Annotated in this window: 16 protein-coding genes; 7 read left to right on the top strand and 9 right to left on the bottom strand. The window is 70.8% G+C overall.

Going from position 1 to position 22,565, the window contains the following annotated elements; translation table 11 throughout:
- Nucleotides 1-342 precede the first annotated feature (342 nt).
- The gene (locus tag HAV39_RS14010; protein ID WP_191839649.1) at nt 343-3,246 is read left to right on the top strand and encodes an AfsR/SARP family transcriptional regulator; all 2,904 of its coding nucleotides are present in this window, start codon (nt 343-345) and stop codon (nt 3,244-3,246) included.
- Nucleotides 3,247-3,465: 219 nt separating this feature from the next.
- On the opposite strand, the gene HAV39_RS14005 is transcribed toward HAV39_RS14010, so the two are convergent.
- The 6 genes from HAV39_RS14005 to galE all read right to left on the bottom strand — a co-directional run bounded on the left by HAV39_RS14005 (nt 3,466) and on the right by galE (nt 10,905).
- Nucleotides 3,466-4,416, bottom strand: coding sequence for an endo alpha-1,4 polygalactosaminidase (locus HAV39_RS14005; protein WP_191839648.1), 951 nt, complete (start codon nt 4,414-4,416; stop codon nt 3,466-3,468).
- On the bottom strand, nt 4,413-5,042 hold the full coding sequence (locus tag HAV39_RS14000) for a spherulation-specific family 4 protein (RefSeq protein WP_191839647.1): 630 nt from the start codon (nt 5,040-5,042) through the stop codon (nt 4,413-4,415). Before HAV39_RS14000 ends, HAV39_RS14005 begins: the two co-directional genes overlap by 4 nt.
- Nucleotides 5,039-6,370 carry a hypothetical protein gene (locus tag HAV39_RS13995; protein WP_191839646.1) on the bottom strand — a complete coding sequence of 444 codons (1,332 nt, stop codon included), beginning with the start codon at nt 6,368-6,370 and terminating at the stop codon, nt 5,039-5,041. The genes HAV39_RS14000 and HAV39_RS13995 overlap by 4 nt, the downstream gene beginning before the upstream one ends.
- Complete coding sequence (gene pelF / locus HAV39_RS13990; protein WP_191839645.1) at nt 6,367-7,824, bottom strand: GT4 family glycosyltransferase PelF; 1,458 nt, start codon at nt 7,822-7,824, stop codon at nt 6,367-6,369. Before pelF ends, HAV39_RS13995 begins: the two co-directional genes overlap by 4 nt.
- Before the next feature lie 10 nt (nt 7,825-7,834).
- Nucleotides 7,835-9,862: a hypothetical protein gene (locus HAV39_RS13985; RefSeq protein ID WP_203736273.1), complete on the bottom strand. Its 2,028-nt coding sequence runs from the start codon at nt 9,860-9,862 to the stop codon at nt 7,835-7,837.
- Nucleotides 9,863-9,939: 77 nt separating this feature from the next.
- Nucleotides 9,940-10,905 (bottom strand): UDP-glucose 4-epimerase GalE, encoded by a 966-nt coding sequence (galE, locus tag HAV39_RS13980; RefSeq protein WP_191839644.1) that lies wholly within the window; start codon nt 10,903-10,905, stop codon nt 9,940-9,942.
- Between the two features lie 1,418 nt (nt 10,906-12,323).
- Here galE and rocD point away from each other — a divergent pair.
- Nucleotides 12,324-13,526, top strand: a complete 1,203-nt coding sequence (gene rocD / locus HAV39_RS13975) for an ornithine--oxo-acid transaminase (RefSeq protein ID WP_203736274.1) — start codon at nt 12,324-12,326, stop codon at nt 13,524-13,526.
- Between the two features lie 25 nt (nt 13,527-13,551).
- On the top strand, nt 13,552-14,310 hold the full coding sequence (locus HAV39_RS13970) for an SDR family NAD(P)-dependent oxidoreductase (RefSeq protein ID WP_191839643.1): 759 nt from the start codon (nt 13,552-13,554) through the stop codon (nt 14,308-14,310).
- A gap of 111 nt (nt 14,311-14,421) precedes the next feature.
- On the opposite strand, the gene HAV39_RS13965 is transcribed toward HAV39_RS13970, so the two are convergent.
- Entirely contained in the window at nt 14,422-15,144 is a 723-nt protein-coding gene (locus HAV39_RS13965; protein WP_191839642.1) for a VOC family protein, read from the bottom strand.
- Nucleotides 15,145-15,293: 149 nt separating this feature from the next.
- Nucleotides 15,294-16,418, bottom strand: a complete 1,125-nt coding sequence (locus HAV39_RS13960; RefSeq protein ID WP_191839641.1) for a fatty acid desaturase family protein — start codon at nt 16,416-16,418, stop codon at nt 15,294-15,296.
- Nucleotides 16,419-16,779: 361 nt separating this feature from the next.
- Here HAV39_RS13960 and HAV39_RS13955 point away from each other — a divergent pair, with 361 nt between their 5' ends.
- The 4 genes from HAV39_RS13955 (at nt 16,780) to HAV39_RS13940 (ending at nt 21,154) form a co-directional block, all read left to right on the top strand.
- A complete protein-coding gene (locus tag HAV39_RS13955) occupies nt 16,780-17,967 on the top strand; it encodes an ATP-grasp domain-containing protein (RefSeq protein ID WP_191839640.1) in 1,188 nt (395 codons plus the stop codon).
- 113 nt (nt 17,968-18,080) lie between these two features.
- A complete protein-coding gene (gene argC / locus HAV39_RS13950; protein ID WP_191839639.1) occupies nt 18,081-19,112 on the top strand; it encodes an N-acetyl-gamma-glutamyl-phosphate reductase in 1,032 nt (343 codons plus the stop codon).
- A 20-nt stretch (nt 19,113-19,132) separates the two neighbouring features.
- A complete protein-coding gene (locus tag HAV39_RS13945; protein ID WP_191839638.1) occupies nt 19,133-20,005 on the top strand; it encodes a [LysW]-aminoadipate kinase in 873 nt (290 codons plus the stop codon).
- A 51-nt stretch (nt 20,006-20,056) separates the two neighbouring features.
- Entirely contained in the window at nt 20,057-21,154 is a 1,098-nt protein-coding gene (locus HAV39_RS13940) for a hypothetical protein (protein ID WP_191839637.1), read from the top strand.
- Nucleotides 21,155-21,232: 78 nt separating this feature from the next.
- On the opposite strand, the gene HAV39_RS13935 is transcribed toward HAV39_RS13940, so the two are convergent.
- Nucleotides 21,233-22,534, bottom strand: coding sequence for an MFS transporter (locus HAV39_RS13935; protein WP_191839636.1), 1,302 nt, complete (start codon nt 22,532-22,534; stop codon nt 21,233-21,235).
- Between the last annotated feature and the right edge of the window lie 31 nt (nt 22,535-22,565).

The following is a 22,565-nucleotide window of genomic DNA, read 5'->3' as shown; positions in this document are numbered from 1 at the left end:
GGCGGACAGAAGGGTCGCGGGGATGGCACAAGGAACGATATGGACACGCGCCGGTCTTGCCGAGTGGTGCGCCCGAAGTGCCGTGAGCGCCAGGACGGCATGCCGGCGGCACCGAACAGGTCCCAGGACGACCTGCGGACTGCCCACGGCAGCCGCCACCGCGCCGCGGCCTCGAACGTGACAACCAGGAGATGCGTCAGGTAACTGCCGGCCATCGGCGATCGCGGTTCTCGACAAGGCTGTCGATGCCGCGCGATGGCGACCTCCGCCGCAGGCTGACCGGGCGGTGCCGACAGAGGTGCGCCGACCCGCCCTGCCTCGACGATCACGCCCGGAGCTCCGATGTCGATCATTTTTAGGCTGCTGGGGCCGCTGGCCATCGGCCGGGGAGACGACACCATCGGTCTCACCGTGCCGAAGATCCGCTGCATGTTCGCGGCGCTGCTGCTCGACGCCGACCAGGTGGTCAGCCTGGACCGGCTGGCCGACGAGCTGTGGGGCGACGACCCGCCTCGTTCGGCAGTGGCCAACCTGCGCTCGTACGCCTCCGCGCTGCGCCGCACACTGGCCGCCGCGGGCCTCGACCCGGCCCGGCTGGTCACCACACCCGGCGGCTACCGGCTGCACGTGCTGCCTGGAGAGTGCGACGTCGAGGTGTGGGAGTCGCGCGCGGCCGAGGGCGCGACCGCGCTCGCCGACGGCCGCCTGCACGACGCGGTGCGCCACCTCGACGGCGGGCTGGCGATCTGGCGGGGGCCGGCACTGGCCGACGTCCCGGTCGGGCCGGGCCTCGCCGCTCGCGCCACGGCGCTCGACGAACGGCGCGCCGCCCGCACCGAGGACCTGTTCGAGGCGAGGCTGCGCTGCGGCGAGGGAACCGGGCTGGTCACCCAGCTGCGCACGCACATCGCCGCCCACCCGACCCGGGAGCGGGCCTACGGCCTGCTCATGCGTGAGCTGTACGCCGCCGGTGACGCCGCGGGCGCGCTGGAGGTCTACCGCCAGGCCCGTCGCTGCCTGGCCGAGAAACTCGGGCTCGAACCCGGGACCGAGCTGCAGGAACTGCAGGCAGCCGTGCTGCGCCGCGACCCGGCGCTGACCCGGCCCGCGACGCTCCTCGAGGTCGCCCCACGGCAGCTGCCCGCGGACGTGACGATCCTCGTCGGCCGCGACACCGAGCTCGGCAGGCTGGCAGGCTCCGTCGCCCCGGTGCGCGTCATCCACGGGCCCGGCGGTGTGGGCAAGTCCGCGCTGGCCATCCGGCTGGCGCACACGCTGGCGAGCCGGTATCCGGACGGCCAGCTCTACCTCGACCTGCAGGGGTCCAGCCCGCGCCTGACCCCGCTGAGCCCGGGCGAGGTGCTCGGGCGGTTCCTGCGCGCGCTGGGCGTGCCCGATGACCGGGTGCCGACCGACACCGCCGAGGCGGCCGCGATGTACCGCTCGCTGCTGGCCGAGCGCCGCATGCTGATCCTGCTCGACAACGCCGTCGATGCCGCGCAGGTCCGCCCGCTGCTGCCCGGCACGTCCACGCACCTGGTGCTGGTGACGGCACGCCGCGCGCTGAGCTCCCTGGACGGCGGTGAGCTGCTGGCCCTCGATGTGCTCGACGAGGAGCACGCGCTTCGCATGCTGGAACGCGAGGCTGATGCGGCTGCCGCGCGGTTGCTGGTGGAACTGTGCGGGCGCCTTCCGCTGGCATTGCGCATCGCCGGTGCCCGGTTGTCGGCCCGGCCGGACTGGTCGGCGCAGGACCTGGTCGATCGGCTGGTCGACGAGCGGCATCGGCTCGACGAGCTGCACACCGACGACATGGCCGTCCGGTCCTGTTTCCAGGCCAGCTACGGCGCGCTCGACGAGACCGCGGCACGCGCGTTCCGCCTGGCCGGGCTGGCCAGGGTCCCGCACATCAGTGTCAGCGGCATGGCGGCGCTGCTCGGCGACACCCGGGCGGTCGCCGCGTCGGCCCTGGACCGGCTGGTCGAGGCACGGCTGATGGAGGTGGCGGGCGACCGGTTCCGGCTCCACGACCTGCTGCGCCTCTATGCCGCGGAGTGTGCGCTGACGCAGCAGGACGCGCTGGAGCGGGCGCAGTCGCTGCACCGGCTGATGGTGTACTACCTGGGCACGGCCCGGCGTGCGGTGCTGCCGGTCGCCGGGATCGCGCGGCCGGTCGACCCGGCGCTGTGCGGGCCGGAGGGCACCGACCTGGTCGCCCTCGACTCGACGCAGCAGGCGGCCGCGTGGCTGGATGCGGAGTTGCCGTGCGCTGTCGCGATCGCGGAGCAGGCCGGCGAGGCCACCGAGGCGGATCGCCGTTACCCGGCCCAGCTGCTGCGGGCGACGAGCAACTACGCGCTACGGCGCGACGCCGCACAGGTCGCGCGGCTGTCCGAGACCGCGCTGCGGACGTGCGCGCCCGGCGACGCGGTCTCGGCGGCGATCGCCCGCAACCTGCTCGGCCAGGCCTACTTCTACCAGCAGCGCTATGACGAGTCCCGGGACTGCCTGGTCGAGGCCTTGCGGCTCTGGCAGGACATCGGCGACCTCGACGGGGTCGCCATGGTCACCAACAGCCTGGGCATCCTCAACTGCCGAGCCGGCGCCTTCGACGAATCGTTGCGGTGGTACCAGACGAGCTTCGACACGCTCGGGACCATCGGCAACCTGCAGCTGCAAGCCATCGTGCTGCTCAACATGGGCGAGGCCTACCACGCCGACGGGCGCATCCCGGAAGCGGTCGCCAGCATCCGTCGGGGCCTCGACGGGGTGCGCGCGGACGGGCCCCGCACTTCCCAGATGATGGCGCTGGGCGCGCTCGGTGTGTTGCATTTCCAGCTCGGCGTGACCCGAAGTGCGCTGCGCTACCTGCGGCGCAGCCTGGCCATGGCCGAGTTGCTGCGGGATCCGTCCCACCGGGTGGACATGCTGCTGTGCCAGTCCGAAGCGTTCATGCGCACCGGTCGGCTGGATCTGGCCCGAGCCGACGCCGACCGCGCGCTGAACCTGTCCATCGAGATGGGCGACCGCACCCGCCAGGGCACGTCGTCGCGCCAGGTCGGCAAGGTGCTCACGGCGCTCGGCGAGCACGGCGCCGCCGCGGCCTGGCTGGCCGACGCGGAACGGCTGTACCGGCTGCACGGCCAGTCGCATGAGCGCTGGATCGAGGCCTTCCTCGGTGAGAACGTCGTGGTTCCGGCCGACGCCGCGAACGATCCGCGGCCGAGCAGGACCGCCCCGAGCTGACGGTCCGACCTGGGCCGCCTGTGGCTGCCGACGAGGTCAGTGAGCCTGGCCACAGCAGGCGACCCGTTTGCACGTCGCCCGCGGCAACCCGGTGGAGGATCCCGCCGCTGTGCTCGAAGTCCGGGCCGTCTTCCGGGCCGGCGTCCGGATCCGATAGGCCACCGGCCGGCCCGGTGCCCGGCCCACGGCCCGCTCCCCGACGGCGAGCGGTCACCGCGGTCACGGGCAGGTGGTGCGCTGGACGCCCAGCGCCGGTGGCTTGCCGATCGAGGAGAAGCCGAGCGGCTTGGTGATTGGGCAGAACGCCGTGGGGGGCAGTTCGTACTCGACGTGGAAGACCGGCTTGCCCGCCGCGATGAAAACGCCGAGCGCCGCGCACTCCCGGTACTTGGCACATTCCTCGTTGACCGCGAAGTCCATCACCTCGACCAGGTCGGCGGCCTGTTCGACGTCGTTCTTCAGGCCGACCGCCAGGCCCAGGTCCCGGGCGAGCTTCGCCACCCGGCGGTTGAATTCGAGCTGGTCGGCGGCGCTCAGGGGGAAGCCGCTGTCGTTGGCGTACGCGTCGACGTTGTCGGGTTCGACGCCGTCGAAGCCCTTGTCCCGGCACATGGTGAACCGCGCGGTGAGGATCGGCTGCAGCAGGTCCCAGCGGCGGATGTCGACCCAGCGCTCACCGGGCCAGCCGCTGAGGTCATGCCCGAGCACCTCGGCCGGGTAGCGGCTCCGGTCCGGCCGGAACTCCTCGTAGGCGCCGGCGTTGACGTAGCAGATCACCTTGCGCCCGGCGCGGTGCAGGTCGGCGACCTGCTCGGCGGTGGTGGTGAACGCGTCCAGGTCGAAGACGTCGGCGGCGACGGTCAGGTCGATCTTTCCGGAAAGCTGCCACTGCCAGCTCGCCCCGACCTTCGGCTGCCAGCGCGCTGTCGCGGTGCCCGGTTGGCCGGCCGGCGTGGCCGTGCCCGCTGACGTCGAGCTGGACGGGTCGGCGGCCGGCGGCTTCGAGGCGCGGGCCGCCGGGTCCGCCGCGGGTCCGGTGGGCAGTTGCGCGGCCTGGGACTGGCCGGGTGAGGACGTCGAAAGCTGTGCGATGGTGGTGGCGGCGAGCCAGATCCCCGCCGCCAGGACCAGTCCGGTCGCGAGGGGCAGCAGGGCGCGGCGGGCGTTCATCGGCTCACCGCGGCCGTGCGCAGCCACGACGGCACGCCGCAGTAGGGCAGCGGCAGGTCGAGGTCGGAGACGAGGCCGCCGGCGGCGAGGTGGGCCAGCCGGGCGTGCGCGTCGGCGAGCTCCGCGGCTGGTACGCCGTAGATCAGGTGTGCCGCGTTGGGCCAGTCGGGTGCGTCGAACAGCCGGCGGTGGCTTCGCCAGGGTCCTTCGAAGGTGCAGATGAGGTCGGCGAGCTGGGCGTAGTCGCGGTGCGGGCGGGTGCCCGGGTTCAGCACGACCATGCCGCCCGCGCGTCCTGCGTGCCGGGCGACGGCGGCCAGTGCGGTCCGGTCGGTCGGTGCCTGGTCGAAGAAGACGCCGTCGACGGGGTATCGGCGCCACGCCGTCAGGTCCCGTGTTATCGCGTTCTCGCTACGCTGCAGGTAGCCGAGGTCCACGTAGCCGAGCATCGGGACGTGAGCTGCTTGTAGCAGTGCGGTGGCGTCGAGGTAGGCCTCATCGATCATCTCGCCGGGTCCGTCGTGGACGTTGACGATGGCGGTGACGTTCGGCCCGGCAGCGGCGACGGCCTGCCAGGCGTCCGGGTCGACCAGCGGGTGGACGTACAGCGGCAGCAGTGTTGTCAACGATAGCTCCAGGGGTCCTTCATGGCGTTGATGGCGGCCAGCAGGGCGGGCGGGTAGAGGCAGAGCAGGATCAGCGAGGACCCCTTGGTGATCGCGACCGGCGCGGTGGTCAGCAGCGCGGGCACGACCATGGCGACGACGGCGACCAGCGCGCCGGCGGACCACACCAGGGCGGCTGCGCTCACGGGCCGGCGGTGGGCGACCAGCACCAGGCAGATCGCGTTGATCCCGGCGAGCAGGGTGGATGCGGTCATGGCCCATCCGTCCGGTGACGACGCCAGGGTCGCGGCGGTGCCACCGGCCAGCAGTGGCAGGGCCAGTGCCAGCCCGGTGCCACTGCCGACGCGGCGCAGGTGGCGCAGGAAGGGTGCCCGGTCGGCGAGCCGCGCCCGGCCTTCGGCGACTCGCCGCTGGTGCCACAGCAGCATCAGTTCGGTCAGTGGCATGGCCAACAGCAGCGGCGCGGACGGCATGGCGGGTGCGACGGTGCCCGCGTGGTGCAGGACCACCAGGATGAACAGCACGGCCTGGCCGGTGCCGACGAGTCCGTGGCCCGCCGCGGTGGCGTAGCGGCGCAGGTCCGGGCGCCAGGGTGCGCGGCCGCGGCCCCAGGCGGGCAGGTATGCGACGACGAGCATGGCGGCCAGCGAGGCGCCCAGGGCGGCGACGCCGAGCGTGGTCGCACCGGCGGTCAGGGCGCCGGCGCCGATCCAGCAGCCTGCCGCGACGGCGAGGGTGCGCCGTTCGGTGCCGGTGACCAGCGCGGCGGTGGTGGCCGCGAACAGTGCCAGCTGTGCGGCGCTGACCAGGTATGAGATCGGCGATGCGCCGGCGATGGCGAGCAGTGTCGCCCAGGCGGCGGCGAGCGCCCCGAAGCCGAGGGCGAGTTTCCTGGCGGCGCCGGGCCGGCCGCCTTCGTTGGCGGCGCAGTAGCCGAGGTAGGCCAGCGACTGTGCGGTGCCCCAGCCGACGACGAGGAGCCCGGTGGTGGCGTACCAGGGCAGGCCGCCGAGTAGTGGTGCGGCGCCGATGGCGGTGACGGTCGGGGTGAGGTAGAGCCCGGCGCGTACCATCGCGCTGGTCACGGGCAGCTGTGGCCGTGCCGAGGCGGTTGTCGGGTGGTTGCGTCCGGCGGTCGCCAGCACGTGCCCGGCGAGGGTGAAGACCGAGGTGTGCCCGTATTCGCGGTTGGCGACGCGGTCGTTGATGCCGGTCGACTCGAGGATGGCGGCGATCTCGTCGGTGTCGGCGGCCCAGCTGACGCGGGCGCGCATCTGCTCGGCCAGTGCTGTCGTGGACGGTGCCGGCGGTGCGAGCTCGACGCTCATGCGGCGCCGCCGCTCAGTTGCTTGTATCGCTGCTGGTAGGAGTCCAGGCAGCGGCGCAGGGTGAAGCGGTCCAGCGCCCGTGCCCGGCCCCGGCGGGCCAGGTCGTGGCGTCGCGCCTGGTTTTTGAGCAGTTCTATGCAGGCGTTGCCGAAGGCGACGGGGTCGCGTGGCGGGACGACCACCCCGGCGTCTCCTACCATTTCGGCGACTCCGCCGACGTCGGTGCTGACGGTCGCGCGTTCGCACATCATCGCCTCCACGATCGTGTAGGGCATGCCTTCGGAGATGCTGGACAGTGCCGCGATGTGCCCGGCTTCGAACGCCTGGCGGCTGCTGGACACCGGTCCGGCGAAGGTCACGGCGTCGGACAGGCCGAGCTGTGCCACCAGGTCGTGGCACATTCGGGCATGGTCCGCGTTGCCTTGTGGCACGGGTCCGGCCAGGTGCAGGCGGGCGTCGGGGACCTGCTCGCGGACCACGGCCAGTGCCCGGATCAGCGTGGGCAGGTCTTTGAGCGGGTCGATGCGCCCGACCCAGGAGATCGTCGGGGTGTCCGGTTCGGTGGTCAGCGGCGGGAAGCGGTCGGGGTCGACGCCGTTGGGAATAATGGTGATCTTGGCTGGGTCGGCGCCGTGGCGTTCCTCCCAGCGCTGGTTGAAGCCGCTGACCGGGGCGATCAGATCCGCTTCGGTGTAGGCCAGGCGAGCCAGTGCCCGGTGGAAGCGCAGCAGCGCCACTTTCACCCCGGCCGGCTGGTGACCCGACGACAGGTAGCGTTCGCGCAGGTAGACGCCGTGCTCGGTCATCAGGAACGGCACCCCGAACCTCCATTTCGCGGCCATGGCCACCAGCGACGACAGCCCGTTGGCGTTGGCGTGGCACAGGTCCACCGGTGGCAAGACGACCGCCAGGGGACGTACGGCGTGTTCGATCAGGACCGCGGCCTCGTCGGCGTCACGCAGGGTCAGCGGCGGCAGTGCCCGCGCACCGGCGCTTTTCGCCACCTGCCAGGCGTTGACCAGCAGTTCCGCCAGCGGCAGTCCGTAGAGCGGGTGCCGGTCGATGAGCCCGTGCCTGGGGCACGTGGCCAGTCCGGTCCGGCACCTGGCGCAGGACTGCCGCAGGTCGGCTCGTTGGGGTAGGGCGAGTTCACGCAGGCCGTCGCGGAACATGACCAGGTGTTCGGGCGAGTCGCCGAGCATCCCGGCGCACATCCGCGCCGCCGCCCTGATCGAGCGGCGGCGCGGTGCCTTGGGCCGGCCCCAGACGGGTACGGCGGACAGTGACGCCACGTTGTCGGGCATGGCCAGCGCCGGTGTCATGGACGCCGTGCCGACCATGGTGACCAGGTGCCAGGACACGTCGCTCAGCCCTCGCACGAGCTGGTCGCACCAGGTGCTGACCCCGCCGAGCACGTACGGGTACGTGCCCTCATTGATCAACGCGACGTGCATCACCGGTCTCCTACGGCAGGCGGAGAAGTTGCTGGCCGTTGGCGCCGAGGCTGGTCCAGCCCGAGCGCTCCGGCCCGTAGACGGAGCCGTAGGGGCCGCCCGCGAGCTCTATGCCGAGCAGCGACAGCATGACGGTCTGCGTGTTCGCCGGGACGGTGATCGGCACGGCGACCGCGCCGCCGCGGTTGATCACGGTGACCCGGCCGTTGAGCAGGTAGGCCTCCACGGTGCGGGCGGCGACCGCGGCCCGCCAGGCGGCCTGCTGGTTCTGCAGCGTGGCGACCTCGCTCATCCGCGGCGTGACGATCGGTGTCGCGGCGGTGAACGCGGCCCGGTACCTGGCCAGCACCGCGTCGAGCACCGGGTAGACGATGCGGTCGGCGGTGAGGTTGGACTGGTGGACGTAGTGCGGCCGCGGATCGGCCGTGACGACGTGGCCGTACGCGATCCGGGTCTCGACCGGGACGATGTAGCTGTCGAATCCGGTGGCCGGATCGAGCGGCGCGATGCAGGTCGACGCCGGGTTGCTGGAGCAGATCCCCGAACCGCCGTCGGCGGCGCTGGTGTAGATCCAGTTGTACTCGTCGACCTCGTCGGCTTTGGTGGCGACGTTGTAGTAGATGTTCATCGGGTGCCGCGGCACGGTCCGGGCCGAGCCCAGCGCCCGCGGGGCGGGCTCGCGGGAGGCGTCGGAGGCGATCACCGTGATGCCGGCCTGCGCCAGCGCCGGGGCGAGGTTGGGGTTGTCGACGGCCATCTGCGGCGCCGACCGCAGGCCCGAGTGCTCACCGGTGACGACCTCGGCCCGGTTGAAGCCGATGCCCTTGCTCTGCGCCCAGGTCACGTTGTCGGTGAACTGGGCCCTGATCTCGGCCTGCGAGGCGTAGACGATCGCGCCGGTGGCCGGGTTCGTCGCGCATCGCCACGGCACCGTGGAGAAGTCCTGGACGCAGCCGAGGTAGGGGTGCCCGTAGGTGTGGTTGAGCCAGCGGAACTGGGCACGGTCGGCCAGCAGCCTCGCCGTCAGCGGGTCGGCCGGCCCGGCGTCGACGCTGCCTTCGGCGTTGAAGGCCAGCTCCAGCTTCATGCCCTGCGCGTTCTGCCACGCCACGAGAGCGGTGACGTCGGCGGCGGTCATCCGGATGTCGGCGAGCGGGTTGGGCGTGTCCGGGCAGTCGTCACCGGTGGTGCAGTTGCGCTCGGCGTCCCAGCGCGCGTCGGGCAGGAACACGTCGTCGACGTGCACGCTGAGCCAGTTGCGCCAGTGGCCCAGGTGCACGCCCTGGGTGAGCCAGGTGAGCAGGCCGTGCCCGAGCTGCGCGGCGACGTTCTGGTACTGGTTCATCGCCAGGGTGATGACCAGTTCCTCGCGGTTGCCGGTGCGGTAGACGCCGATGATCGCGCCTGACGCCGGGCTGGTTCCGTTGACCAGCGCGGTGTAGGTGGCGCCGGCGACGGGGGTGGCGAGGTATCCGTAGCTCTCCGTCACGCCCGGGTCGACGTCGTCGACCGGCAGGATGCCGTTGAGGTAGCCGAAGCCGGCTGCCTGGCCTGCCGGGGTGACCCCGAGCTGCCCTCCGTCGAGGACACCGCTCCAGGTGGTGGTGAGCCCGACGGCCGCGGACGGCGCGGTGTAGGCGTCGATCTGGCGTACGCCGAAGGTCTGCTCGAAAGTGGCGAGCACGGCGAGTTCGGCGGCCGGCAGGGCGTGCTCGTTGGGCAGCACGACGCCGTTGTACCTGGCTCGCGGGCGCCCCGAGACGGTGTCGGACAGGGCGGCGGCGGTCAGCGCGGGCCGGCCGGGCTGGTTGAGGTCGATCGTGTCGTAGGGCACGCCCTCCCGGTCCATCTGTGCGGTGATCACGCCGACCCCGGCGGAGCCGTCGTTGAAGACGAGGACCCGCAGGTCCACGCGGACCCCGGAGGCGTAGGCCTGTGCTGGTCCGGCGGCGAGCGCCGTCACCAGCAGGCACGCGCTGGCGCAGGCCGCGGCCAGGCGGGCCCCGCGCCGGCGCAGGGGCGATGTCAAGCGGAACACGGGTTTGACTCCTCAGATGGCAGGGTTGAACCCGGCCGGTGCAGGGTTGGACCGGCCGGTGGACGGGTCGGTCGGGGTCAGACGGCGGCCAGGCTGAAGTCACCGGCGGCGGAGCGGACGATGTCGTCCAGCCCGAAGCGCGCGGTCCAGCCCAGCCGCTTCGAGATCTCGTCGACCTGGGCGACGACCTCAGCGGGGTCGCCGGCGCGGCGCGGGCCGACGAGGTAGGGCAGGGGCCCGTACCGGTGGCCGACGGCGGTGATCATCTCCAGCACCGAGACGCCCACGCCGCGGCCGACGTTCAGCACATCGGCCGTGAGGGAGCCGTCGACCAGCGCGAATGCGGCACGCACGTGGGCATCGGCGATGTCGCGCACGTGCACGTAGTCGCGGATCGCGCTGCCGTCGCGGGTCGGGTAGTCCCCGCCGTGCAGGGTCGCCGCGCTGCCCTGCCGTGCCGCGTCCAGGAGTCGCGGGACCAGGTTGGTCAGGCCGGTGTCGCGCAGCTCGGGCGCGGCGGCGCCCGCGACGTTGAAGTAGCGCAGCGCGGCCCAGCGCAGGTTCGCACTGGCGGCCGTGTCACGCAGCAGCCACTCGCCGACGAGCTTGGTCCGGCCGTACGCGTTCTCCGGCTGGGTCTGCGCGGTCTCCGGGATCGGCCCGGCCTGCGGCGGCGTGCCGTAGACGGCGGCACTGGAGGAGAAAAGCATGTGCTCGACGCCGTGGGTGACGACCGCTTCGAGCACCGATCGCAGCCCGTCGAGGTTGTCGCGGTAGTAGCGCAGCGGAAGCCGGATCGATTCGGCGACGTCTTTGCGGGCCGCCAGATGGATGACGCCGACCGGGCGGTGGCGGGCGACCACCGCGGCGAATGCGGCCGGGTCGCAGACGTCGACACGCGCCAGCGGAACCTCCGCCGGTATGCGCTCTGCCTTCCCGGTGGAGAGGTCGTCGACGACGACGACCTGCGACCCTGCGGCGAGCAGAGCGTGTACGACGTGCGCGCCGATATAGCCGGCGCCGCCGGTCACCATCCAATGCATGCCCTTTCAACGATGTGTTGTCGTTTTGATACGGGCATGTCGTATCGGTGACAGTGAGTGAGCACCAAAGGCTCGTCCACTGACTATTTCGCTTGCATTAAGTCGTACACATGGCCATTCGGAACCAACTGACCGTCCCCAACCGCACCGATCCACGTAACCGCGTCAGCCTCGCGAATCCATCGCAACACCCGGCTACCGCCGGGGGTGCGAGGACGTGACCCGGCTGGCCCGTGACGCGGCAACCCGGACTGGCGCAGACGCAGTTCGCCCCGCGGCGCTCGGCGCCCGGGCGGAAATCGGTGTGGCCTCGCCGACCCGTCGCGCCCTACCATGTAGCAGGTCCCACCCAACCAGGTAAATGGATCTCCTTCTCCGACCCACACCAGAGGACTCATCCCACGTGACGCCGCCTGCTCTCTGACCCTGACATTCCGCGCATCGGTCGCCGACGTCGCCGTCGGCTCATTTCCCGTGCCTTTCGTCAGTCTTCGGAGAGATCATGTCTACGCGTCCTCTTAATGTGCTGTCCTCGACCCTCCGGCGCACGCGCCTTCCGCTGCTGCCGTTGCGCTGCATCCACTGCCATTCCAGCCTGGCCGGCACCGGCGGCGGGAAGTTGCGCGTCGATGCCGGCGGTAAACTTCTCGGCATCTGGCTCCCGGCCGCCGTGTCCCACGACCGGACCGGCAGAATCACCACGCACGATCGCGTCCCGGCCCGGCGCCTGGAATCGAGCCCGCTGAACTCCGGCGACTCCTTGTCGCTCGTGGCCCGTGTCCTCGGCGACCCGCGGGTCGCACGGCACAAGCCATTCGCCCTGGAGTGCGACTCATGCCGGCAACTGCTCGTGCCGTCCTCTCGCGAAAGCCTTTGGCCCGTCCCGGTTCCGGTCGTTCTCGGCGGCCCCGTGCCTGTTCGCCCCGCACGGCTGTTCATCCAGCGGACTTGGCATCAGCTGCGGGGAGATCGCTCGACCCGTCAGGATTGGCGTTTCGCTGGACCGCAGCACTCACTGGGGCTTCTCGCGCGGCCTGCCATGAGGCTCCGCCGTGGGCCTGAGCCGGGGCGGGAGGCCAGGTGGCCGTGCCCCATTCCGCATCCCGCGGCAGTCCGCGCGCGGAAGTTCCTGACCGGGCGCGAGCTGAGGTCAGGGCCGGCCCGATACTGGCGACGAGGCTGAGCGCCGCCCGTGCGAGCATCCGCGTCTGCCGCAATGAATGCCTACGGCAGGCGCGCTGCTCGCGCGGACAACGGCGTCTCGTTTACCGCGCCGGCCGGAACGTCAGCGCATCGCCTACTCCGGAATTCGTCTTCCACGGACGCGTGGGACGGGGGCGAATTCGTAGGTTCGCTTTGATGCCGTGATGGGTCACCACCGCGGCAGTTCGAGCGGGACCTACATAAGGAGAATCGCCATGACCGTGGACACCATGTCCGCCGGGGACCACATGGCCCTCGCGGAGCGCTGGGGCGCGCACGACTCCGTACCGTTTCCCGTGGTGCTCAGCCACGGCGAAGGCGCCTGGATGCACGACATGGAGGGCCGACGCTATCTCGACTTCCATGGCGGCTACTCAGCGACCAACTTCGGCCACCGGCACCCTGTCCTCGTCGCCGCGGCGAAGGCGCAGCTGGACCGGCTGACGCTGAGCACCCGGGCCTTCCACCACGACCAGTACGCGCCGTTCTGCCGTGAGCTCGCGGCACTGACCGGCACCGAGAAAGTGCTGCTGTCCAACTCCGGCGGCGAGGCCGTCGACACCGCCGTGAAGATCGCGAGGAAGTGGGCCTACCGGGTCAAGGGCGTGCCGGACGGCGCCGCCGAGGTCATCGTCGCCGGGGCGAACTTCCACGGGCGTACGACGACCATCGTCTCGTTCTCCACGAACGCCGCCCACCGGGCCGGGTTCGGTCCGTTCACGCCCGGCTTCAGGGTCGTGCCCTACGGCGACATCGACGCGCTGCGCTCGGCGATCACCGACAACACGGCGGCAGTCCTGCTGGAGACGATCCAGGGCGAGGCCGGCGTGATCGTCCCGCCGAAGGGCTACCTTGCCGAGGTCCGTGACCTGTGCGACGACACCAACACGTTGCTCGTCGCCGACGAGGTCCAGTGCGGGCTGGCGCGCGCCGGCACGACCCTGGCGATGGACCACGAGGGCATCAAGGCGGACCTGTACACCCTGGGCAAGAGCCTGGGCGGCGGGCTCCTGCCGGTGTCGGCGGTGGTCGGCCGCGCCGACGTCCTCGACGTGATCACGCCCGGCGACCACGGCTCGACCTTCGGCGCGAACCCGCTGGCCTGCGCGGTCGGCCGGGCGGCGGTGGGCCTGCTGGCCACCGGGGAGTTCCAGGAGCGCTCCCGTGAGCTGGGCGCGTACCTGCACTCCCGCCTCAACGAGCTGGACGGCGTGACCGAGGTCCGGGGACGTGGCCTGTGGGCCGGTGTGCAGCTCGACGAGGAGCGGGTGGCCGGGCGCCGGGTGACCGAGGCGCTGGCCGAGCGCGGCCTGCTCTGCAAGGAGGCCAGGGGACATCTGCGGGTGGCGCCTCCGCTGGTCGTCACCCGCGAGGAGATCGACCTCGGCGTCAGCATCATCGCCGACGTGCTTTCCTGACCATCGAGTGGACTGGACAGATCTCTTGAGTGACTTCGCAGGACTGACCGCCATCGTCACCGGCGGCGCGTCGGGAATCGGCCTGGCCACGGCGAACCTGCTGCACAGCAGAGGAGCCCAGGTCGCCGCGCTCGACCTGAAACCCGACGGGCTGCCCGACGGCATCTGGGGCGTGCAGGCCGACATCACCGACGACGCCCAGGTCAAGGCCGCCGTCGACGCCGTGGCCGAACGCTTCGGCGGGCTGGACGTGGTGGTGAACAACGCCGGGATCGGCGCCGTCGGGGACGTCACCGCCAACGGCGACGACGAGTGGCTGCGCGTGCTGGACGTCAACGTGGTCGGCATGGTCCGCCTCGCCCGGCACGCGATACCGCACCTGCGGCGCTCCCCCGCCGCGGCGATCGTCAACACCTGCTCGATCGTGGCGTGGGCCGGGGTGCAGCAGCGCGTGCTGTACTCGGCCAGCAAGGGCGCCGTGTACGCGCTGACGCTGGCCATGGCCGCCGATCACGTCCGGGAGGGCATCCGGGTCAACTGTGTCGCGCCGGGTTCGGCGGACACGCCGTGGATCGGCCGGTCGCTCGCGAAGACGGCGGATCCGGTCGCCGCCCGGGCCGCGCTCGACGCGTTCCAGCCGACCGGCCGGCTGGTCACCGCCGACGAGGTGGCCGGTGCCATCGCCTACCTGGCCAGCCCCCTGTCGAGCGCGACGGTGGGCACGGTGCTCGCCGTGGACAACGGCATGCACGGCCTGCGGCTACGGCCTCCGGTGCAGACGTAGCCGGCGGGCGTACACCGACGAGGGCCGCGGGGATCCTCCCCTGCGGCCCTCGTCGTCTTCCCTGTTCAGCGCCGCTTGTCGCGCGGCACGGACATCGACCGCAGCCCTGGCTCAGGCGGGAGTGAGCAGGCAGAACTCGTTGCCTTCCGGATCGGCGAGGACCGTCCACGGGACACCCACGTCGAGGGCGGTGGCGCCGAGAGCCTGCAGTCTGGCCGCCTCGGCCGCCAGGTCGTCACCTGGGTATGGGCGCACGTCGAGATGGACGCGGTTCCAGGTGGTCTTCACGTCGGGCACGCGCAGGAACTGCAGGTACGGACCGACGCCCGTGGCCGAGCGCAGTACCGCGTGGTCGTCGGTCTCCTTGTGCAGGGTCCAGTCCGTGGCCTGCCCCCAGAAGCGGGCCATGACACGCGGGTCGGCGCAGTCGACCACGACCGTCGCGATCGGTCCGGTGTCGCCGTGCAGGGAGTCCAGCACGCAGAACTCGTTGCCTTCCGGGTCTGCCAGGACCGTCCACGGGACGTCGCCCTGGCCGACGTCGGCGGGTGTGGCGCCCAGCTCGGTCAGGCGCGCGACCAGCTCCGCCTGGTGGGCCGCGGAGGTGGCGGCCAGGTCGAGGTGCACCCGGTTCTTCACCGTCTTGGGTTCCGGGGAGGCGATGAGGTCGACAACGACGGCAACGGGGTCGGGGTAGACGAAGCCCTCGGGTTCGAGGTTGACCACGCCGGGTTCCTCGCTGGAGAACGCCCAGCCGAGCGCCTGCGCCCAGAAACCGCCGAGCGCGTTTTCGTCCCGAGCCTTCATGTTGATCTGTACCAGCCGTGTTGCCATACCGACGATCTTAGGTCCTGCCGCAGGTGGGGCGTCCGATGGCGGTGCGCGGCGGCACGCCGTACGTGCGGAACGGCCCTCTGAGCGCATGACCGGAACCCAGCGGGGTTTCGGATGCATGCGCTCAGAGGACCAGCTGCGATCGGGCGTCACACGGAATGGGCAGGTTCACGGACCTCCGACGGCGACAGGGACGAGGTATCGGCGGCGAGCATCATGAGCTGGGCGAAGGTCGGGTTCGACACGGACGGGTCCCCGCCGGCCTTGCGCCACTGGCGGTACTTGGCGGCGTAGCTGATGACGGTTTCCTTGTTCTTGCGGGAGCGGGGGCGGGTGAACGCGCCGGCCCACAGGCCGTCCCAGGCGGCGTACTGCGGGTCCTGCAGCAGGACGCGGTGGGCTCGGCCCAGGTTCCAGTGCGGGATGCCGGTGTTCAGGTGGTGGACGAGGTGGTACCGGTCGTTGTGCCGGCTGATCAGGAACTGCTCCAGGAAGCGGCCGTGTCGGTTGCGGGTGAGCAGCAGCGGCCGGTGCTCGCTTTCGGGCATCGGGTAGTGCTCGGACAGTTCGGCGAGCCAGCCGATGGCCACGTTCGTGGTGAACAGCGGGACGAACCAGAACAGCAGCAGCTGCGGCAGCCAGCCGAACCAGGCGCACACGCCGATGATGGCCGCCCACTGGGTGAGCAGGACTGCCCGCTCGACGCGCAGCGGCACCGGCACCGACACGGTGATCTTGGAGCTGTCGGTGAATACCCTCTCGTTCACCACGTAGCGGATGTAGTCGAGGGTGCGCAGCCCGAGCGCGGACAGCACCAGCTCCTTGTAGAAGAAGTGCCGGTCGGAGCGCTCGGTGTCGTACAGGCCGCACTCGATGTGGAATCGGTAGTCGGGATCGGTTTCGACATCGCCCAGGTTGCGGTGGTGGTTGCCGACGTGCGAGCTGCGGTAGGGGCCGTGCAGGTGCCAGATGAGGTATCCCGAGAACACCGACCCGGCGATCAGGTTCAGGTTCTTGTTCCGGGCGAACACCTTGTGCGACGACTCGTGCAGGAAATGGGCGAGGAAGCGTTGTACGGAGCCGATGACGATCAGCGCCACCGGATAGAACCAGTACGAGACTCCCGCACACAGCGCTACTGAGGCGCAGACGAGTGCGTACTCAAAGAGCAGTGCCCGTGGGCCGTGGTAATTGTCGAGACGACAGAGCTCCCGGAGTTGTCTTCCGATCCCGGGTGCCAGTCGGTCGAAGGTCAGTTGCTCGATTGCGGACACATACCCACCCTTCGGTTGGTTCGCACCATCGGCTGCGTTTCGATGGAGGACGGAGACGCCGAAAATGGCTCTCAGGCAGCCGGCCGAAGCCCGACGCCGGCCCGTGGAACCCCGGTTCGGCGTGGACGTTGTCGTCGAAGGACGCTACGTTCACGCCGGCGCCCTTGACGTCCGCAAAACGTTCAACCTCGGGAAAGCATCACGTTTAGCGCGGCCCATGCCGGCTCATCGTCACGCTTATTTGACTGGGGCTTGCCCCGTGCCACTCTTAATGTCGGCACTGGCTTCTCGCCGGACTTCCGGTCAGCGCATGTGCGCAGTCATTCATTCCCACCCGCAGCCGTCCCCCGGAGGTCGCGACATGAAATCCGTGCTCATCCTCTCCTGGATATCCATCGGCAACGTGGCCCCTGCCGTAAAAGCGGTTCGGGCCCGTAATCTGCGGCCGGTGCTGGTCTCCGAATCGCCGGACGACCCCAATGCCGCGCTCTGCGACGACCACGTCCTGTTCGACTGGGACGGCGACGACCTGTCGGCCCTCGCCGGCCGGCTCGACGAGCGCGGCATCGTGCCTGTCGCCGTCGTGAACATGGTCGAGAAGCTGATCTCCTGGAACATCGCGATAGCCGCGCACTACGGCCTGCCCGGCGGCGACGCCGGCCGGCACGTGCTGGCGAGCAAGACACTGGTCCGCGACCACATGCGGAGCCTGGGCCTGTCCGCCATCAAGTACAGCGGCGACCCGGCGGCGGTGGACTTCTTCCCCGTCATCATCAAGCCCACCCGCGTATCCGGGGCCTCGCACCTGGTCAGCCGCGCGGACAACCCGGCAGAGCTGGCCGCCTACCAGAAGTACCTGACCGACCGCGGCTCCGCCGACATCGAGATGATCATCGAGGAGTACCTGCCCGGCACCGAGTTCTCCGTGGACGGCCCGGTGGTCGACGGCCGCTTCCATCCGGTGCTCGCGGTCGAGAAGCCCGACCACGACGACGTCAAGCACCACGACGCGGGACTCGAGTTCCACCCACCCCAGCAGGATCACGTGCGCGAAGGTGTACGCGAGCTGTGCGAGACGATCAGCGCGCTGTGCACCGACCTTCGCCTCGACCGGATCTGGCTGCACTTCGAGGGGCGCAGCACCGAGGAGGGCCGGACGGAGCTCATCGAGATCAATCCGCGACCCGGCGGCGGCCAGATACCCAAGGCGGTCCAGGTGCTCACCGGGATGGACCCGTTCGCCGCCGTCATCTCGATGGCGCTGGGCGAATTCACCCTGGAGCGGCCGGAGCCGCTGCGCCTGGAGCCGATGATCGGCTGGATGGACGTGGAAGCCGACGAGTTCGGCACCGTCGAGGTCAGGACCACCGAGGACGAACTGCTCGCCCTGCCGGGTGTGATCGGCATCAAGCTGCTCAACGGCTTGCACGCGACCAGCGACAAGGAGAACTTCTTCCTCTCCTTCGCGGTCACCGCCGATTCGGTGTCCGAACTGCGCGCCCACGCGGCGACCGTCCTGGCGACATTGGACTACCGCGTCATCCCGTAACGGCGTCTACCAGCGCTTTCTGAAGGTTATGAGCTTCTTTCGTGTGCTAATCGGTTCGGACTGGAGGGCGACCACATGATGTGTCGCAGTGTGTCGATGGGAAGGATGGGCTCATGCTGCGGGTGACGGTTGTCGGCGCGGGCGGTTACATCGGCGGCGAGCTGCTGCGGCTGCTGCTGGGACATCCCGAGATCGAGGTGGCGGGCGCGGTCTCGTCGCGTTTCGCGGGCAAGCGGATCGACGGTGTGCATCCGAATCTGCGGTCGGTCACCGACCTGTCGTTCTGCGCGGCCGAAGCGGTCGGCGAGTGCGACGCGGTGTTCCTGGCCCTGCCGCACCGGGTGGCGATGACCCAGATGGATCACTGGATCCAGCGGTCCAAGCTGGTCGTCGACATGACCGGGGACTTCCGGCTCGATGACACCGAGGTCTTCCAGCGCTACTACGGCGAGGAGCACCTGGCCCCGCAGCTGCTGGCCGACTTCGTGCCGGGCCTTCCCGAGCTGTACCGCGAGCGCCTGCGTGCCGCGGACCTGATCAGCGTTCCCGGGTGCATGGCCACCGCCGGCGTGCTCGCCCTGTATCCGCTGGTGGCGCACGATCTCATCGACCTGCGCCAGGGAGCCCAGTTCGACGCCCGGACCGGCTCCAGCGGCTCGGGTGCCACCGCCGGCCCGGCCAACCTGCACGCCGAACGCAGCGGCGCCATGCGCGTGTTCGCGCCGACCCGGCACCGGCACGAAGCCGAGATCTCCCGGCACCTGGGCCTGGCGGCCGCGATGACCGCGACGGGGGTCGAAGCGGTCCGCGGAGTCCAGACCATCGGCCATGCCACCCTGCGCCCCGGCGTGGACGAACGCACCGTGCGCCGGGCGTTCCGTGAGCAGTACGCCAAGGAGCCGTTCGTGCGTGTCGTGGCACACCAGCGCGGCATCTTCCGCTACCCCGAACCGAAGATCCTGCTGGGGTCGAACTTCTGCGACGTCGGCTACGCCCTCGACGCGGACACCGGTCGCCTGACCGTCATCGGAGCCTTGGACAACCTCGTCAAGGGTGGTGCCGGCAACGCCCTGCAGTGCTTCAACATCCGCATGGGGCTGCCCGAGACCCTCGGGCTGACCTTCCCCGGCCTGCACCCCCTGTGACCCCGCCGACCGGAGAGACCGTGACCACCAAACCGCTCATCGTCGTCAAATGCGGCGGCAATCCCGCCGTGAACGCCGCCGACATCTGCGCCGACATCGCCCGCCTCGTGCACGAGGATCATTCGATCCTGCTCGTCCACGGCGGCTCCGGCGAGATCGCACGGCTGGCCGGCAGGCTCGGCGTCCCGCAACGCACCCTCGTCGCGCCGGACAGCGTCTCCACCCGTCACACCGACCCGGAAACCCTCGAAGTGGTCGTCCTGGCGCTGGCCGGCGCGGTCAAACCCAAGCTGGTGGCGGAACTGTCCCGCCATCAGGTGCGTGCGGTCGGCCTCACCGGCATGGACGGCGGCATGCTCCGGGCCCGCCGGAAGTCAGCCGTCCGCGCCGTCGTCGACGGTCGTACCGTGTTGATCCGCGACAACCACAGCGGCCGGATCGCTCACGTCGACACCGAACTCCCCCGGGCTCTCCTGCGCGCCGGCTTCGTGCCGGTGATCTCACCTCCGGCCGTCGACGAGCAGGGCCACCCGGTGAACGTCGACGCCGACCGCGCCGCGGCGGCACTGGCCGCGGCGCTCGGCGCCGACCAGCTGCTCCTGCTCACCGGCGCACCCGGCGTGCTCGCCGATCCCGCCGACCCCACCAGCGTGCAGTCCGCGGTGCAGATCTCCCCCACCGGCGCCCCTGACCCGTCCGCGACCGGTGGCATGGCGCTCAAGCTCATCGCGGCACGCGAAGCGCTCGACGGCGGCGTCGCCACCGTGCGCATCGCGGACGGACGCATCTCCGAACCCGTCAGACGAGCCCTCGCGGGGGCCGGCACGACGGTGCACATCTCCGGCATGGAGCCGCCGAACCGCAGCTCACGCAGGGAAGAGGTCCGCGTGTGAGCGAACCGCACGGCAGACCAGACTGGTGGCGCGACCCGTAGGATCCCGGACGTGTCCGACCTTGCAGCGCGGTTCGCCCAGCTCGCTTCCGAGCGCGACGCTCGAAGGAGAGCGGCGACCGCGCTCGTCGGGCGCTGGGACTGGTACACCTGGCCCGGCCTTGATCTTCGTCCGTTGCGCTTCGAACGGGACCTGCTCAAGGCCGGCCGCCGGCTGGACGCCCGACCGCCGGCCGATCGGGACGTACTGCGCATCGGGTTCGACGCGCACGGCCGCGCGGTGGTGACCGAGGAGTACAGCGGTTTTCTGCACGGTCGTCTGTACTACGAGACGTTCGTCCGCCACGACGGTGACGTGGTCGAGGCGGCGCACTTCGATCAGGACGAGCCCATCTATCTGCACGAGTACCGCTTCGTGGACGGGTTGATGCGCTCGGCCGACATGGTCGCGCGGCGCGGTTCGGGGCGCGAGGTGTACACCTACACCGACCGGAGGATCAGCCGCGTCGAGATCTCGCACGACGGCCGGGCGCCTTCGGTGCTCACGGCCGAGCACGACGAGCGCGGCCTGGTCCGTGTCGTCGAGGTAATGGGCCGCCGGTCCGAGGTGCGTTATGAGCGGCCGCCGGTCGGATTCGACCTCGACGCGGCGTGCCGGACCATCGAGGACGCACTGCTCGCAGTGATCCCGGACGCCGTGGCGGGCCTGGTGGTCGACGGCCCCGCCGCCTGTGTCGCGCTGGGCTACTACCGATCGAACGCGCTGTCCATCGAGGTCTACGCCGCCACGGCGGACGAGCGCGCCGCCCTGACGGCGATCGACGCCCAGGCCGCCTGGTCGCCGGCCGATTTCGAAGCCTGCGCCCACGTCGACATCGACGACGACGCATCGGTGCGGCTGGTACGACAGGAGCTCGCCCTGCTCGACGCGGAAGACCTCGATGCCGGTGCCGGATCCGAGGTCGGTCGGCGGCTGTTGTGCGCGGTGGCCGCTCGGCTCAACCTGCGCGACTGGTCGGACACGCTGCCGGTCACCGACGACTTCGTGGTCTACCCGGTGGACCTTGAACTGGTCGACCTGGACCGGAACCTGGCCGACTGCCTGCCGCCAGACCGGCTCTCCCGGCTACGCGAGCGCGGACTTCTCTGACCGGCCCCTCGGCGAGCCCGGCAACGCCGAAGGCCGTACCCGTCACGGTGACGGGTACGGCCTCGGCGGCGCCGCTGTCTATGAAGCCGGTTCGGCTTCGGCGGCGTCGGCGAACCGGTGCTGCATGGCGTATGCGCCCGCCGCGGCCGCGACCATGATGACGACCACGGCGAGCAGCGTCGCCTCGGTGTCGGAGGCGTTGATGACGAGGCCGCCGAGCTGGGCGCCGACCGCCGAGCCGGCGAGGCTGACCGTGATGGCCCAGGTGAAGGCCTCGGTGACGTAGTCGGCGCGAGCGGTGCGGGCGACGAGCTGGTAGGAGATCGCCGTCACCGGTGCTCCTACCGCGCCGAGCAGGAACAGGGCCGCCGCGATCGACCAGTTGTCCCAGGCGAGCAGGACCAGCGCGGCGCACGCGCCCATGGCGAGCAGGCCGACGGCGAAGGCCCGCTCTGCGGGCTGGCGCAGGGTGTGGCTGCCGTACCAGAGTCCGCCGATGATGCCGCCGATCCCCCACACCCCGAAGATGAGACCGATGTCCTGGGCGGAGCCGTGCGCGGTGACGAAGGCGGGCACCGCGACGTTGTACACGCCCGCGGCGATGCCGCAGGTGGCCAGCACGAACAGCAGGCGGACCAGGCCCGGGGAGCGGAGCGCGCCGAGCGGGTCGCGCTCGCCGGTGGCCTCGCGCTGGGCTTTGGTGGCCTGGGTCGCTCGCGAGGCTCGGGTCATCGCGAAACCGATGGCCCCCACCCCGGCGAGCAGGCCACCGAGGATGAGCGCGGTGTCCGCGCTGCCCCAGAACAGCACGAGGCTGAGCAGCAGCGGCCCGCCGATCGAGAAGATCTCGCCCAGCACCGCCTCGATGGACAGGCCCACCCGCTCCATGGTGCTCCCGGAGGTGCTCCACAGGGACCGGATGCAGCCGCTGAGCGGCGGGTTCGTGGCGCCTGCGACGACCACGCAGGCCAGTTGCGTGGTCAGCGACGCGTTGGCGGCGTAGACGAAGCCGATCAGGGCCACCGGGTAGACGATGCCGGTGATAAGCAGGACCGAGGGCTGCCCGTACCGGTCGACGCGCCGGGCGACGAACGGTGCGAGGAGGGCGACGCCGAGGGTGTAGCCGGCCAGCAGCAGGCCGGCCGAGAGATAGGTCGAGCCTCGCGAGGTGGTGGCGACCACCAGGGCGATGGCGACCAGGTAGATCGGAGAGCGGCCGATGATGCTCCAGAACAGCGGGCCGCGCATGGTCTGGTCCTGCAGTGCGGCGACAAGCGCGTTCTTGGCAGGCGGGGTGTCGGGGAGGGTGTCGAGTCCGGTCTCGAGCGGCTCGACGGTTTCCTCGGTGATCGGCGTTTTCAGGGCGGTGGACTGCGACATCGCTTCTCGCAATTCTTGCGGGCATTGTCGC

The sequence above is a fragment of the Catellatospora chokoriensis genome, from assembly GCF_011297315.1.
GTDB classification, from domain to species: Bacteria; Actinomycetota; Actinomycetes; order Mycobacteriales; family Micromonosporaceae; genus Catellatospora; species Catellatospora citrea.
This window is presented reverse-complemented; position numbering and strand designations above follow the sequence as displayed.

What these genes read in the sequence shown, in the direction of transcription:
- argC (WP_191839639.1), top strand. Translation starts at nt 18,081, where the DNA reads ATGCTGCGGGTGACGGTTGTCGGCGCGGGCGGTTACATCGGCGGCGAG.
- pelF (WP_191839645.1), bottom strand. Translation starts at nt 7,824, where the DNA reads ATGCACGTCGCGTTGATCAATGAGGGCACGTACCCGTACGTGCTCGGC.
- galE (WP_191839644.1), bottom strand. Translation starts at nt 10,905, where the DNA reads ATGCATTGGATGGTGACCGGCGGCGCCGGCTATATCGGCGCGCACGTC.
- rocD (WP_203736274.1), top strand. Translation starts at nt 12,324, where the DNA reads ATGACCGTGGACACCATGTCCGCCGGGGACCACATGGCCCTCGCGGAG.
- HAV39_RS13955 (WP_191839640.1), top strand. Translation starts at nt 16,780, where the DNA reads ATGAAATCCGTGCTCATCCTCTCCTGGATATCCATCGGCAACGTGGCC.
- HAV39_RS13995 (WP_191839646.1), bottom strand. Translation starts at nt 6,370, where the DNA reads ATGAGCGTCGAGCTCGCACCGCCGGCACCGTCCACGACAGCACTGGCC.
- HAV39_RS14005 (WP_191839648.1), bottom strand. Translation starts at nt 4,416, where the DNA reads ATGAACGCCCGCCGCGCCCTGCTGCCCCTCGCGACCGGACTGGTCCTG.
- HAV39_RS13965 (WP_191839642.1), bottom strand. Translation starts at nt 15,144, where the DNA reads ATGGCAACACGGCTGGTACAGATCAACATGAAGGCTCGGGACGAAAAC.
- HAV39_RS13935 (WP_191839636.1), bottom strand. Translation starts at nt 22,534, where the DNA reads ATGTCGCAGTCCACCGCCCTGAAAACGCCGATCACCGAGGAAACCGTC.
- HAV39_RS14010 (WP_191839649.1), top strand. Translation starts at nt 343, where the DNA reads ATGTCGATCATTTTTAGGCTGCTGGGGCCGCTGGCCATCGGCCGGGGA.